13 protein-coding genes are annotated in these 13221 nt (G+C 64.7%); 11 read left to right on the top strand and 2 right to left on the bottom strand.

Going from position 1 to position 13221, the window contains the following annotated elements; all coding sequences use genetic code 11:
- Positions 1–2 precede the first annotated feature (2 nt).
- On the top strand, positions 3–860 hold the full coding sequence (locus GKZ92_RS18485) for an LLM class F420-dependent oxidoreductase (RefSeq protein ID WP_155225513.1): 858 nt from the start codon (positions 3–5) through the stop codon (positions 858–860).
- 7 nt (positions 861–867) lie between these two features.
- Here the strand turns inward: GKZ92_RS18485 and GKZ92_RS18480 are convergent, their stop codons facing one another.
- Complete coding sequence (locus tag GKZ92_RS18480) at positions 868–1470, bottom strand: TetR/AcrR family transcriptional regulator (RefSeq protein ID WP_006358624.1); 603 nt, start codon at positions 1468–1470, stop codon at positions 868–870.
- Positions 1471–1654: 184 nt separating this feature from the next.
- Between GKZ92_RS18480 and GKZ92_RS18475 the strand changes: the two genes are divergently transcribed.
- The 3 genes from GKZ92_RS18475 to GKZ92_RS18465 are packed head-to-tail and all read left to right on the top strand — an operon-like array spanning position 1655 to position 4754.
- A complete protein-coding gene (locus GKZ92_RS18475) occupies positions 1655–3046 on the top strand; it encodes a flavin-containing monooxygenase (protein WP_035755805.1) in 1392 nt (463 codons plus the stop codon).
- Positions 3043–3999 carry an alpha/beta hydrolase gene (locus GKZ92_RS18470; RefSeq protein ID WP_035755801.1) on the top strand — a complete coding sequence of 319 codons (957 nt, stop codon included), beginning with the start codon at positions 3043–3045 and terminating at the stop codon, positions 3997–3999. The genes GKZ92_RS18475 and GKZ92_RS18470 overlap by 4 nt, the downstream gene beginning before the upstream one ends.
- On the top strand, positions 3996–4754 hold the full coding sequence (locus GKZ92_RS18465) for an SDR family NAD(P)-dependent oxidoreductase (protein ID WP_081724879.1): 759 nt from the start codon (positions 3996–3998) through the stop codon (positions 4752–4754). The genes GKZ92_RS18470 and GKZ92_RS18465 overlap by 4 nt, the downstream gene beginning before the upstream one ends.
- Positions 4755–4779: 25 nt before the next feature.
- Here GKZ92_RS18465 and GKZ92_RS18460 read toward each other — a convergent pair whose 3' ends face one another.
- Entirely contained in the window at positions 4780–5472 is a 693-nt protein-coding gene (locus GKZ92_RS18460; RefSeq protein ID WP_035755798.1) for a class I SAM-dependent methyltransferase, read from the bottom strand.
- A gap of 49 nt (positions 5473–5521) precedes the next feature.
- Between GKZ92_RS18460 and GKZ92_RS18455 the strand changes: the two genes are divergently transcribed.
- The 7 genes from GKZ92_RS18455 to GKZ92_RS18425 all read left to right on the top strand — a co-directional run bounded on the left by GKZ92_RS18455 (position 5522) and on the right by GKZ92_RS18425 (position 13221).
- Positions 5522–6496 carry an NADPH:quinone oxidoreductase family protein gene (locus tag GKZ92_RS18455; RefSeq protein ID WP_035755796.1) on the top strand — a complete coding sequence of 325 codons (975 nt, stop codon included), beginning with the start codon at positions 5522–5524 and terminating at the stop codon, positions 6494–6496.
- Between the two features lie 58 nt (positions 6497–6554).
- Positions 6555–6824, top strand: a complete 270-nt coding sequence (locus tag GKZ92_RS18450) for a DUF2277 domain-containing protein (protein ID WP_006358618.1) — start codon at positions 6555–6557, stop codon at positions 6822–6824.
- A gap of 120 nt (positions 6825–6944) precedes the next feature.
- On the top strand, positions 6945–7313 hold the full coding sequence (locus GKZ92_RS18445; RefSeq protein WP_081724878.1) for a hypothetical protein: 369 nt from the start codon (positions 6945–6947) through the stop codon (positions 7311–7313).
- Positions 7313–9712, top strand: a complete 2400-nt coding sequence (locus GKZ92_RS18440; RefSeq protein WP_155225512.1) for a TPR repeat region-containing protein — start codon at positions 7313–7315, stop codon at positions 9710–9712. Before GKZ92_RS18445 ends, GKZ92_RS18440 begins: the two co-directional genes overlap by 1 nt.
- A gap of 157 nt (positions 9713–9869) precedes the next feature.
- Positions 9870–10466 (top strand): hypothetical protein, encoded by a 597-nt coding sequence (locus GKZ92_RS18435; protein ID WP_230461834.1) that lies wholly within the window; start codon positions 9870–9872, stop codon positions 10464–10466.
- Between the two features lie 265 nt (positions 10467–10731).
- Positions 10732–12468, top strand: coding sequence for an ABC transporter substrate-binding protein/permease (locus tag GKZ92_RS18430; RefSeq protein ID WP_230461971.1), 1737 nt, complete (start codon positions 10732–10734; stop codon positions 12466–12468).
- Positions 12469–12471: 3 nt separating this feature from the next.
- The gene (locus GKZ92_RS18425; RefSeq protein WP_006360327.1) at positions 12472–13221 is read left to right on the top strand and encodes an amino acid ABC transporter ATP-binding protein; all 750 of its coding nucleotides are present in this window, start codon (positions 12472–12474) and stop codon (positions 13219–13221) included.

Here is a 13221-nt window from a genome sequence, read left to right as displayed (position 1 = left end):
TCATGGAGTTCGGAATCGTGCAGTTCACCAGCGATCGCGGGCTCAAGCCGCACGTGCTCGCGCCGCTGATCGAGAACGCCGGCTTCGCGTCGTACTACGTGCCCGAGCACGGCCACATCCCCACCCGCCGTGACGCCGCGCACCCGCAGACCGGTGACGAGACCCTTCCCGATGACCGGTACATGCGCACCCTCGATCCGTGGACGTCGCTCGCCGCCGCCGCTGCGGTCACCGAGCGCATCCGTCTGGCGACTGCCGTGGCGCTCCCGGTCCAGTCGGACCCGATCACCCTGGCCAAGACGATCGCCACCCTCGACCACATCTCCGGGGGCCGGGTGACCCTCGGCGTGGGATTCGGTTGGAACCTGGACGAACTCGCCGACCACAACGTGCCGCCGAAGCGGCGTCGAACCATGCTGCGCGAGTACCTCGAGGCGATGCGTGCCCTGTGGACGCAGGAAGAAGCCGAGTACAGCGGCGAATTCGTGAACTTCGGGCCGAGCTGGGCGTGGCCCAAGTCGACGCAGGGACTCATCCCCGTTCAGGTCGGTGCGGCCGGCAACGAGAAGAACTTCAAGTGGATCGCCCGCAGCGCAGACGGCTGGATCACCACCCCGGGCGAGGAGGACATCGAGGGTTCCGTTGCCCTGCTCAAGCGCATCTGGTCCGATGCCGGTCGCGAGGGTGAGCCGGAGATCGTCGTCCTCGACTTCAGGCCGGTGCCGGAGAAGCTCGTGAAGTGGCGCGAGATCGGCGTGACCACAGTGCTTTACGGCTTGCCCGACGACTCGGTGGAACGCGCGACAGGCTACCTGGCGAAGCTGGCCGGAAAACTCGACCTCGCGCCGGCAGCCGTCTAGCGCCGGGTCAGGCGAGCGGGTCGGTACGCAGACCGGGTATCACGAACCGGTCGAGATGGCGCCGGACCTGCTCGGCGTCGTCGATGTCGATCGTCTCGCCCGGCGATGTGCCGAGGCTGATCAGCACGCGCGCAACCCATTCGGCGACCTCGTGCAGGTCGTGTCCGGCGTGGATCTCCCCGCGTCGGGCGGCGGCCTCGATGTACGGGAACCAGAAGCCGGCGAGGTCGGGTACCAGTTTCACGACGCCGACGCCCGCGCATTCGGCGAACTCCGTCGGTTCCTCGGTGCGCAATCGCATGAGGAGGGTTCCGGGGTCATCGTAGGCGCCGCGCCCGATCCGTACGCCGGCGGTCAGCTGGCCGGCCAGATCGCCGATGTCGTCGAGCGTCGCTCGTGCGTCGCGCCAGAACGATTCCGTCAGCCGCACGATGGTCGCGCCGATCATCGACGGTTTGTCGGGGTAGTGCCGGTACAGCCACGCCCGGGAGACCCCGGCGGACTCGGCGACCTGCTGCATCGTCGTCGCCCGAATGCCTTTTTCGGCCAGCAACTTCTCGGTGGCGTCGAGCAACCGGTCGTGAACCGACGGGTTGGTCGTCTCGGTCACGGGGTCTCCTGCGTCGCTCGTCGCCTGGGTCTGCTCTGTCGTCAGCGCTCCGGCGAAGACTAACAAGCCCGTAGACAGTTCGTGGAATCTGTGTACACGGTTCAGGTCATGGTGTAGACACAAACCAGATTGTGTCTACACCGCGATGTTCGATCATCACCGAAGTTTGTCCAGAGGGGGCAGCGTGCCTTTACCAACCACCGCGATCATCGGCGCCGGGATCAGCGGCCTGACCGCGGGCAAGATGCTCACCGACTACGGCGTCCCGTACACCTGCTTCGAGAGCTCCGACCGCATCGGCGGCAACTGGGCATTCGGCAACCCGAACGGCCACAGCAGCGCGTACCGGTCGCTGCACATCGACACCTCCAAGCATCAGTTGTCCTTCCGGGACTTCCCGATGCCGGATGATTACCCGGACTTCCCGCACCACACGCAGATCAAGGCGTACCTCGACTCCTACGCGGAGGCCTTCGACCTCACCTCGTCGATCGAGTTCACCAACGGCGTCGAGCACGCCCGTCGACTCGACGGTGGAGGCTGGGAGCTGGAGACCCAACGAGGTGAACGACGCCGCTTCGATCTCCTCGTCGTCGCCAACGGGCACCACTGGGACCCGCGGTTCCCGAGCTTCCCGGGTGAGTTCGACGGCATCGAGATGCATGCGCACCACTACATCGATCCGCGGACGCCGCATGACTTCATGGGCAAGCGCATCCTGGTCGTCGGCCTGGGGAACAGCGCTGCCGACATCGCGGTGGAGTTGTCGTCGAAGGCGCTCGACAACAAGCTGACCCTGTCCACCCGCTCCGGTGCGTGGATCGTGCCGAAGTATTTCGGCGGCAAGCCCGCCGACAAGTACTACAAGACCTCGCCGCACATCCCGATGGCGTGGCAGCGCAAGTTCGTGCAGATCATGCAACCGGTGACAGCCGGCCGTCCGGAGGACTACGGTCTCCCGACTCCGAATCACAAGTTCTTCGAGGCGCATCCGACGCAGTCGGTGGAGCTGCCGCTACGCCTGGGCTCCGGCGACGTCATCGCCAAGCCGAACGTCAGCCGGCTCGACGGATCGACGGTCCACTTCGACGACGGTACCTCCGACGACTTCGACATCATCATCTATGCAACGGGATACAACATCACCTTCCCGTTCTTCGACCCCGACTTCATCTCCGCCCCGGACAACCGGATCGACCTCTACAAGCGGATGTTCTACCCCGGTATCGACGACCTCGTCTTCGCCGGGTTCGCGCAGGCCGTCCCGACGCTGTTCCCGTTCGTCGAGTGCCAGGCGCGCCTGATCGGTGCGTACGCGACGGGCCACTATCGTCCGCCATCGGTTGCCCAGATGCGGGACACGATCGCGGCGGACACAGAGTTCTTCACCGGCCACATGGTCCAGAGCGCGCGACACACGCAGCAACTCGACCACTACCTCTACGAACACAACATGCGTACCAAAGAGATTCCCGACGGTCGACGCCGCGCGCAGGAGCAGGGGCCGATGACCTGGGCCGGTGTCGCGGATTCCGTGCCCGTCGGCACCGTCTCGGAAGCGGGGGCCTCAGCATGACCGCAGCGGGCACGACCACAACGTCCGGGGCGGAGACCGTCCGCTTCCCGTCGTCCGGCACCGACTGCGACGCATGGTTTTTCGCTGGTTCGTCGGCTTCGCCCTTCGAGGTCGACGGCAAACGGCCCGTCGTCGTGATGGCGCATGGTTTCGCGGGCACCAAGGACTCGGGTCTCGAACCGTTCGCCCGGCGTTTCGCGGAGGCTGGACTCGCGGTCTTCGCGTTCGACTACCGCGGTTTCGGGTTGTCCGAAGGTCAACCGAGACAGCAGATCTCGCTGGAACGCCAAGCCGACGACTATCGCGCGGCGATCGTTGCTGCGAAGAAGCAGCCCGGCGTCGACCCGAATCGGGTGATCCTCTGGGGAGTTTCGCAGTCGGGCGGTCACGTCCTGACTGTCTCCGGTGGCCGAACCGACATCGCCGCGGTGATCTCGGTGATCCCCCTCGTCAACGGGCTCGCGGCCGGTCGCGTCGCCTACGACCAGGTCGGGGGTGCGGCGATCGCCCGATCCACCGCGACCGCGGTGGCGAGTGCGCTGTCGGCGAAGCTGGGGCGCGGCCCGAAGATGATGCGCGTCGTCGGCAAGCCGGGGGACCGTGATGCGGCACTGACAGCGCCGGGGTTCCTCGAGAGCTACCTGGCGATCGCCGGACCGTCCTGGCGCAACGAGGTCGATGCGTCGGTGGGTCTGGAGATCGGCGGTTTCCGTGCCGACAAGCATGTCCACGAGCTCGACGCGCCGGTGCTCGTGCAGATCGCCGACTACGACTCGGCCGCGCCTCCTCACGCCGCGGCGAAGGCGGCGTTCAAGGCACGCGCCGAGGTCCGGCACTACCCGTGTGATCACTTCGACGTCTTCGCGGGCAACGACTGGTTCGAACCGTGTGTGGGCCACGCGATCGCGTTCCTCACCCGCAAGCTCGCGGTCGAGACGGTGACCGCCCGGTGAAGCGCGCGATCGTCATCGGGGGAGCGTCGGGAATCGGGCTCGCGACGGTCGATGCGCTGACGGCCGGGGGAGTGGAGGTCGTCGTCGCCGATGTCGACGCCGAGCGTGCCGAAAAGGTTGCGGCCGAGCGTCTCGGCACCGTCCGCGCACTGCGGCTCGACGTCACCGACGAGGATTCGGTGGTCGCGGCGTTCGACGCGGTCGGAGAGTTCGACACGGTGGTGAACTGCGCCGGACTGTCTGATCCGGGAGCCCTGACCGAACTCGAGTTGAATGCCTGGCGTCACACCGTCGACGTCTGCCTCACGGGCACGTTCCTGGTGATCAAACACGCCGGCCGACGGATCGCCGACGGCGGTTCGATCACCTGCATCGCGTCGCTCAACGGTCGGCAGCCGGGTGCCGGGATGGGTTCGTACTGCGCGTCGAAGGCGGGTGTGCTGATGCTCGTCGAGGTCGCGGCCCTGGAGTTGGCGGAACGGGGGATACGGGTCAACGCCGTATCGCCGGGTCTGGTGTCGACGCCGCTGACCGAGGGCATCGGATTCGTGCCGGGTCTCACCGAGGAGTACATCGAGAACACACCGCTCGGACGCAGCGGCGAACCCGCCGAGATCGCCGACACCATCGTCTTTCTCGCCTCCGACAAGGCGCGATGGATCACCGGAGCAGCGTTCGACGTGAACGGCGGCGCACACCTCAAGCGGTATCCCGACGTCCTCGGGAAAGCGCGCGCGATGTTGGAGCAGGCATAGGGCGCCAACGCCTTTCGGTGCAGGGTCAGGCCTGCAGCGGCGCTCCGACCTCACCCGAGTCGCGTCGGAGCACGCGCAGCGATCCTTCCGCCCGGACCTCGGTGAACTGGCCGGTTTCCAAAGCCTGGCAATAGATCTCGTAGGGCGGACGTCCGCCGTCGGCGGGGTCGGGGAAGACGTCGTGGATCAGCAGGGCGCCGCCGATGCGCACCCACGGAGCCCAGCCGTCGAGGTCGTTCTGGGCGGCTTCCATGCTGTGGCCGCCGTCGATGAACACGAAGTCGGCAGGCTTGCCCCAGATGCGGGCGGCGACTTTCGACGGTGCGAGGAGTCCGACGACGGTCTTCTCGAGTCCGGCGTCGAACATGGTGCGGCGGAAACGTGCCGAGGTGTCGAGCGTGCCGGTGTGTGGGTCGACCAGCGATTCGTCGTGGTACTCCCAGCCGGGTTGGTGCTCCTCGGAGCCGCGGTGGTGGTCGACGGTGACGAGGACGGCGTCGTTCGCCTCGGCGGCGGAACCCAGGAACACCGTGGACTTTCCGCAGTAGGTGCCGATCTCCACGCCGACCTTCGTCGAATCTGGTTGGGACAGATACTCTCCGGCGATCTCGAACAGCGTCTGGGCCTCGTCGAGCGGCATGAAGCCGGGCGCCTCGTCGGCGACTTTGCGACGTTCGGGGGACGGTGCGTTCGGCGACGGTGCCGTGGACTGTGACATGGCACAGATCCTATCGGGTGTGTGAGGGGCGCCGCGTAGGGTGACCGTTATGAAAGCTCAGGTACTCAGTGCAGAGACAGGCCCTTCCGGACTCGAATTGACCGAGGTCCCCGACCCCACTCCCGCCGACGGCCAGGTCGTCGTCGACGTCAAGTCCTGTGGAGTGTGTTTCCCGGACCTCCTGATGAGCCAGGGCAAGTACCAGCTCCGCGTGCCGACCCCGTTCACCCCGGGTACCGAGGTCGCGGGCGTGGTGCGGTCGGCACCCGAGGGATCGTCGGTGAAGGTGGGGGACAAGGTCCTCGTCGCCTCGATCGTCGGCGGTTTCGCCGAGCAGGTGGCGGCCGCGCCGGAACAGCTGCTGCCGCTGCCCGAGGGGCTCAGCTTCGAGCAGGGCTCTGCGATGGGCATCAATTATCAGACCGCGCTGTTCGCGCTGAAGACCCGCGCACACACCCAGCCGGGTGAGGTCGTCGGTGTGCTGGGTGCCGCCGGCGGTGTCGGCACCGCGTCGATCATGGTCGCCAAGGCCATGGGTGCGAAGGTCGTGGCCATCGTCCACCGCAAGGGTGCCGAGGAACTGCTTCGCAGCGCCGGCGCCGACGAGATCGTGCAGCTCGAGGAGGGCTGGGGCGACATGCTCCGGGAGGTCGCGCCCAAGGGTGTCGACGTCATGATCGATCCGTCCGGAGGTGAGGTCTTCGACGAGGCGCTGCGCCAGGTCGCGCCGGACGGTCGCTACGTGGTCGTCGGCTTCGCGGCGGGCGGGATCCCGACGGTCAAGCTCAACCGCGTTCTCTTCCGCAACATCGCGGTCGTCGGCGCGGCCTGGGGCGAGTACGTGCGCACCCATCCCGAGCTGAATCTCCCCGCGAAGCTGCACGAGGAGCTGAGCCAGATGATCGCCGACGGCATGACCCCGCAGGTCAACGTCACCTACTCGCTGGATCAGCTGCCCGAGGCGTTGACCGATCTCGCCGAGGGGCGGATTCTGGGTAAGGCGGTCGTGAAGATCGGCGACTGAGGACATCGGCTCGGCCGGCGACGATCGCAGGAGACAGCCACCTGCGAAGGGAACCGCCATGTGCCGCAACATCACCGAACTCCGCGGACTGGAACCGCCCGCCACGGCCGACGAGGTCGAGGCAGCCGCGCGGCAATACGTCCGCAAGGTGAGCGGTGTTCGGCACCCGTCGCCGGCCAACGCCGAGGCCTTCGAGGCCGCGGTCGTCGCCGTCACCGCAGCGACCCGCACCCTGCTCGACGCCCTGCCCGAGCGTCGTCAACCGCCGAAGACGGTTCCCCCGCTTCGACGCCCCGAGGTACAAGCGCGGATCGCCGCGCGGGGATAGGCACCCGGTTCAGCAATAGGTATCGCTCAGCGATACCTATTGCTGACTGCGTTCTGCTCTACCTGTGGAGTACCTGACAGCATCCCCATCCGTGAGCGGTTAGGATCGCGAGGATGTTTGATGCTGATCGTGGCTGCGCGCATGGTGGTCATCAGATTGGGTGGGGGAAGAGTGACACCGAAGCCTGTAGAGGTGAACCCGGGCAGTCTCGCTGACGCGGCGACGCACTTGCATTCGTACGGTACGTCGATTCGGGGGATTGAATCGCCGACTTTCGGAGCGATCCGAAATTCACTGGTTGGCTTTGAGACTGCATCAGCCACTGGCAGCGTCGATGCGTCAGTGAAGCAGGCGCTGACGACGATTGCAGGCCGACACGAACAGTTTGGCGATGCGCTGAAGTCCGCCTCGAGCGTGATGGTCAATGTCGACTACGTTGCCGCTCGACTACTAGAGTCGCTTGGCAATCTCAACCAGCGTCCTGAGTGATGGCGGCAAAGACACGCAGTGTTGTTCGCGATGCGCACCCCGAGGTTCTCGCTCATGCGGCGTCCGCCTTGGTACCGGTGTCGACCGCAATCGAGAGAAAAGCCGGGGAACTCCATGCGAAGGTAACTGGCCTCGATTGGAAGGGGGCCGCTCGTGACGGGGCGGTGACCCTCGCCGACTGGGAGAAAACGCAGATGACCCGTGTCGCGGACGCTGTCGAGGAACTCGGCGAAGCGTTCAAGTCGGGGGGCAGTCGAATGGCCCCGATGGTCGAGAACCTTAATACGTCAGCTACCAATCTCGAGAACGACCAGTTCTCCGTCTCTGAGGATTGGACCGTCCGTGACCTGAGAGACCACGCATCCGAAGAGAAGCGCAACGAGGGTGACTCCACGGCACTGTCTGAGATAGCCGAAGCTCGTCGCATCCGCGGCGAAGAAGCAACCAACGAGACCATCCGACTCCAGAGGCTTGCGCAGGAGTTGCACACTGCTGACGTCGACACGAAGCGCGCGATCAGTGAAGCAGAGGAACTCATCAGAACGCTCGCGCCCGTCACAGCGGGACTCAGTGTTCGTCAGTCCGAGCTAGACCTGAAGGCGCTCAAGGATGGCAAATTGTCGCCGGTGGCCCGAGAGCGACTGAGGCAAGCGACATCCTTGAGTCCCGAGCAGCTCGAAGCGCTCCGAGGTGGGCAGGCCACGGAGATCCCCCAGGGGCAGTACAACTACCTCAGCAGCATCATGACCGAGCTCAAGACAGCGAACATGGACGAGCTTCTCAAGGTTCATAACGCTGCGCCAGGCCTGCTCGGAGACGCCTTCCGCATCATGTCGTCTCCCAACGTACACACGAAAGCGGGCTCAACCGGCGGCCTTGACCGCTTGCCTGACTCGGTTGTGTCACTGCTTCGCGAGAATCCGATCAAGCGGACGACCGCAGGTATGTCGACGGGATACCCGTACTCCTTCGCAGGGGTTCCGCGTCTCGATGACTTCAAGGCTCTGAACACGATCTTGAGTGACCGTACCGACCGTGGTCTGCAGTTGGGCACTGACGTCGATCGAGGAATGCTCAAGCAGGCATCTGAAATCGCTGGAGCTCTTCCGGACGACGAAGATAAGCTCTTTGGTCTGTACGACGAAAATCAGCGCGTCGAGGACGTGCGAAAGCTCGCGAGCTCGATGCTCACCAACTCGAGTCACGACCGGCAAGCTGTCACCGATTTCCTGACCGGGGAACGGATGGGCGTGACGGTTGCCGAGGGGCATAGATACGACGCCGATGCGCACGTGCTGAACATTCTTTCTGAACGGTGGTCTGTCGACGGTGTGAAACTCGGTGCCGAAGGCGATTTGTCTGGCGGTAGAGATCTTTTCGATTGGATCGGGGCGGCGGCACCATCCGAGGGCTACGAAGGGCAGCTCGGTGGTAGGGCCGCCAATGCATTGGCGCGCATTCTGATCGATCACGAGAACGAACTCGATTCCTTGGTCGTCGAACGAGACTCAACAGGAAATAACAAGTACGAAACCTTCGGTGACCGGAATGCTCTGCTGTCGCAGGTACTTGCCAAGAACCTCGCGCCGTATTTCGGTAACTTCGCCGGTGCTCCGGATGGGGTCTTGGTCAACCACACAGCCGGTCCGCTCGAAGACACGGTGGAGTTCTCAAAACTCATCGGGGTGCTCTCCACGGATCCCGGTGCGGGTCGAGTTGCGTTGAGCGCAGCCGTGCAATGGGAGAATTTCCTCGCGCACGAGTACGGCAGCGACCCGGAAAACTCGGAGCTCGCCACTGCCGCTGCCAAAATACACAGGTCAATGGACGACGGCTTGACCAACGCGCTCTCAACCCTCGCCGACAACGACCACTGGGAGAGATTGCGGGAGTACAACGAGAAGTCCTTCTTGATCGACTCGGCCGGAGGGCTTTTGGCCGCTGGTGGGTTTAAGATCCCTGGGCTCTCCGAGGTCGCCGGCATGGCCGTGCCACTCGTGAAGATGGATGAGGTTGCGTTGCCGACCGCTGATCCGCAGGACAACGAATCTGCATGGAAGACAGAGCTTGAGAATCTAGGGACCGGCCTCGACAAGATGACGGCCGGGCATGATCGGGTTGTTCATGTGACGTCCGGCTATCTCGAGGATCGACCCGACCTCTGGGGTAAGGTGTGGACTGCGCGCGACGGTGCTCAGATAACATTTGTGAAGCCAGGCGGGTCTCTTGACCTGGAAGTGGTTCAGGCCAACGGCCGAGAATTCACGAGATTCTCGAAGGAAATCGGCGCGGAGAGTATTCGTTTCGAATACAACGACCACTTCGGTGAATCACTCGAAGATCCGACCATTAACGATTCCGACCAGTCCATGGAGGTAGTGGACCGTGCGCCGCGCTGACGTTGTCGCAGTTGCATTTCTGTGCCTTGGGCTTGTGACTTCCTGCAGTGACATCGGTATATCTCCACCCCCGGGATCTTCGGGCAATACCGCGTCCAGTTCGGTCCGATCTATGTCCCCCTCGGAAGCCCGGGCAGCAGACCGTCTGCAGTGGAGAATGCGCTGGCGTGAGGACGGGGCTGTTGACCTGTCATCACCGACTGGGACGTTCATTCGAGGGGTCATCGAAGGAGAAACCCTTCTGCTCTTCGATTGGGATGTTGAGGGTGAGTTTCCAGGCATCAAAGATGCGATTCCCAGCCGGAAGGATTGGATGCCGCCTCTGGGCAGCAACGACTACCAGACGGTGGATGAGATCTATAAGATTGCCAATATCCGTGACATCGGCGACAACTCTGCTGTCGCGCTTGTGTGCACAACCGGGCAGGTGAGTACCGATGAAGCGGCCTTTCCGCCCTACTTCGATTCGCAGGATGTCCCTGATGCCCGCGACAGGTTTGTGGCGGTCGAGCGCTTGACGTTTCATCGCGAGGGCGAGTCGCCGCCTGAAAGCCGGCCCGGTCCCAAGCTGTTTCCCGGGTATGACGTATTCGGAGATTGGTGGGTCTCGGAGTACACGGATTCGTGGGCGCCGCCGTCGGGTCCCGACGAGTGGGGGAGGGAACCGATGCCCGACCCGAGTATTTGCGGTGACATGGGCGACCTGACATCTCCAGGCCCGTCGTTCCCGGGCTGGTCGGGCGCTGGAGTCTGAGACGCCCGAACCCGTAGCGGGTCAGTCAGCAATAGGTTTCGCTGAGCGATACATATCGCTGATCCGTGCCGCCGCCAAACCTGGCGATTCAAAATAACCCCAGCTCACCGGGGTTAGGCTCACCGGTGAGCAAAAATTTGGGACGTGACCGCGGGGTCGGGCTAGGGTCCGAGTGGTGTCCAACCACCGATCTCACCGCGCTCATCAAGCCGCTCCGCGCGTGGTTCGCCTCCTCGCACTCGCGCTGACCGCCGCCATCGTCGGCATGCTGGCCATCCTCGGCGGACCTGCGCCCCGCGCGCAGGCCGCACCTGACGACAGCTGTGCGCCGGCCGGGCTCGCGTCCGCGTCGGCCGCGCCGGTCAATCTGGCCGCGGCGGAACAGGGCGGGGAGGACAAATACACCACCCCGAACACCACGCAGATCGACCAGCTCGACCTGAATGCGCTCGAGTTGCTCGCGCCGGGAAAGCTCTCCGTCGGCACCCTCTCCGACGCCGGGCCCAGCATCTGCGTGAACAGCGCCGGAGACTTCACCGGCTTCGACAACGAACTCCTGAAGGCCGTCGCCGCGAAGCTGGGTCTGCAGATCGAGTTCAACGGCACCGAGTTCGCGGGTCTGCTCTCGCAGGTCGCCAACAACCGGTTCGACGTCGGGTCGTCGTCGATCACCACCACCGACGACCGTCGTAAGACCGTCGACTTCACCAACGGCTACGACTTCGGCTACTTCTCGCTCGTCGCGCCCGAGGGCGGTTCGATCAAGGGATTCGGCGACCTGTCGGACTCCACGCGTATCGCCGTCGTACAGGGCACCGTGCAGGACGACTACGTGATCAACACCCTCGGCCTCGACCCGGTCAAGTTCCCGGACTATGCAACGGCTTACGCGAACCTCAAGAGCGGTCAGGTCGACGCGTGGGTCGCGCCGTCGCAGCAGGCGGAAGGAGCTGTCCGCGAGGGTGACGGCACCGCGATCGTCGAGAACACCTTCAGCGTCAACAACTTCGTCGCGTGGGCGGTCGGCAAGAACAAGCCCAATCTCGTCGAGGCGTTGAACTCCGGACTCGACGCCATCATCGCCGACGGCACCTACGCGAAGCTGTACGAGGACTGGGTGCCGCGAGAACTGCCGGCGGGCTGGAAGCCGGGCAGCAAGGCCGCGCCGGCACCCGAACTCTCCGACATCGCCGCGATCGCCGCGGAGAACGCCGAGAAGGCCGGCCCGACCGAGGCCACCAAGCCGAAGAGCACGCTCCAGCAGCTCGGTGACACCTTCTTCAACTGGGACCTGTACGAGAAGTCCTTCCCGGAACTGATCAAGACCGGTCTGGTGAACACGCTGATCCTCTCGGTCGTGTCCGGTGTGCTCGGCACCATCCTGGGCATGATCCTGGCGATCTGCGGCATCTCCCGTTCCCGCTGGTTACGCTGGCCCGCACGGGTGTACACCGACATCTTCCGCGGCCTGCCGGCGGTGGTCGTCATCCTGATCGTCGGCCTTGGCGTCGGGCCGGTGGTCAAGGGGATCACCGGTAACAACCCGTACTGGCTCGGCGCGGTCGCCCTGGCGCTCCTCGCGGCGGCCTACATCGGCGAGATTTTCCGATCCGGCATCCAGAGCGTCGACGACGGTCAGCTCGAGGCGTCCCGGGCGATCGGCTTCAGCTATCGGCAGTCGATGCGATTGGTGGTGGTACCGCAGGGTGTGCGACGTGTGTTGCCGGCCCTGATGAACCAGTTCATCAGCCTCATCAAGGACAGCTCCCTGGTCTACTTCCTCGGACTGCTCGCCAGCCAGCGCGAACTGTTCGCCGTCGGCCGAGACCTCAACGCGCAGACCGGAAACCTGTCGCCGCTGGTCGCCGCGGGCATCATGTATCTCATCCTGACGATCCCGCTGACGCACCTGGTCAACTACATCGACCGTCGCCTCCGTACCGGCAGGCCCGCAGATGTCCACGATGACCCGTTGCCCGTCACCGCCGTCGAGAAGGGATAGGCCATGCCTGCCACCACCACCACACGAAAAGCGGTGTCGCTGACCGGCACCGACCTACACCTGTCGTTCGCGAAGCACCATGTGCTGCGCGGCGTCGACATCCAGGTCGACGCCGGGACGACGACGACCGTCATCGGACCGTCGGGGTCGGGCAAGTCGACGCTGCTGCGGGTGCTCAACCGCCTGCACGAGCCCGACCAGGGAGACATCCTGCTCGACGGCCGGTCCGTCCTCGAGGACAACCCGGATGAGCTGCGCCGCCGAATCGGCATGGTGTTCCAGCACTTCAACCTCTTCCCGCACAAGACGGTCGTCGAGAACGTTGCGCTCGGCCCCCGGAAACTCAAGGGGCTCAGCAAGGACGAGGCCCGCGAGGTCGCGCTGAAGCAGCTGGAGATCGTCGGGCTGACCCAGAAGGCCGACGTTCGGCCGGCGCGCCTGTCGGGCGGTCAGCAGCAGCGCGTGGCCATCGCACGGGCGCTCGCCATGACGCCGGAGGTCATGTTCTTCGACGAGGCGACGTCGGCCCTCGACCCCGAGCTCGTCAAGGGCGTGCTCGCGCTCATGGCCGACCTCGCCTCCGAGGGGATGACGATGGTCGTCGTCACCCACGAGATGGGCTTCGCGCGCAACGTGAGTGACAACGTCCTGTTCATGGACCACGGCGCCGTGGTGGAGACCGGTGAACCCGGGCAGGTCTTCGACGACGCCAAGTCGGACCGCCTGCGCACCTTTCTGTCTCAGGTGCTCTGA

This window comes from Gordonia sp. 135, from assembly GCF_009720185.1.
GTDB classification, from domain to species: domain Bacteria; phylum Actinomycetota; class Actinomycetes; order Mycobacteriales; family Mycobacteriaceae; genus Gordonia; species Gordonia alkanivorans.
This window is presented reverse-complemented; position numbering and strand designations above follow the sequence as displayed.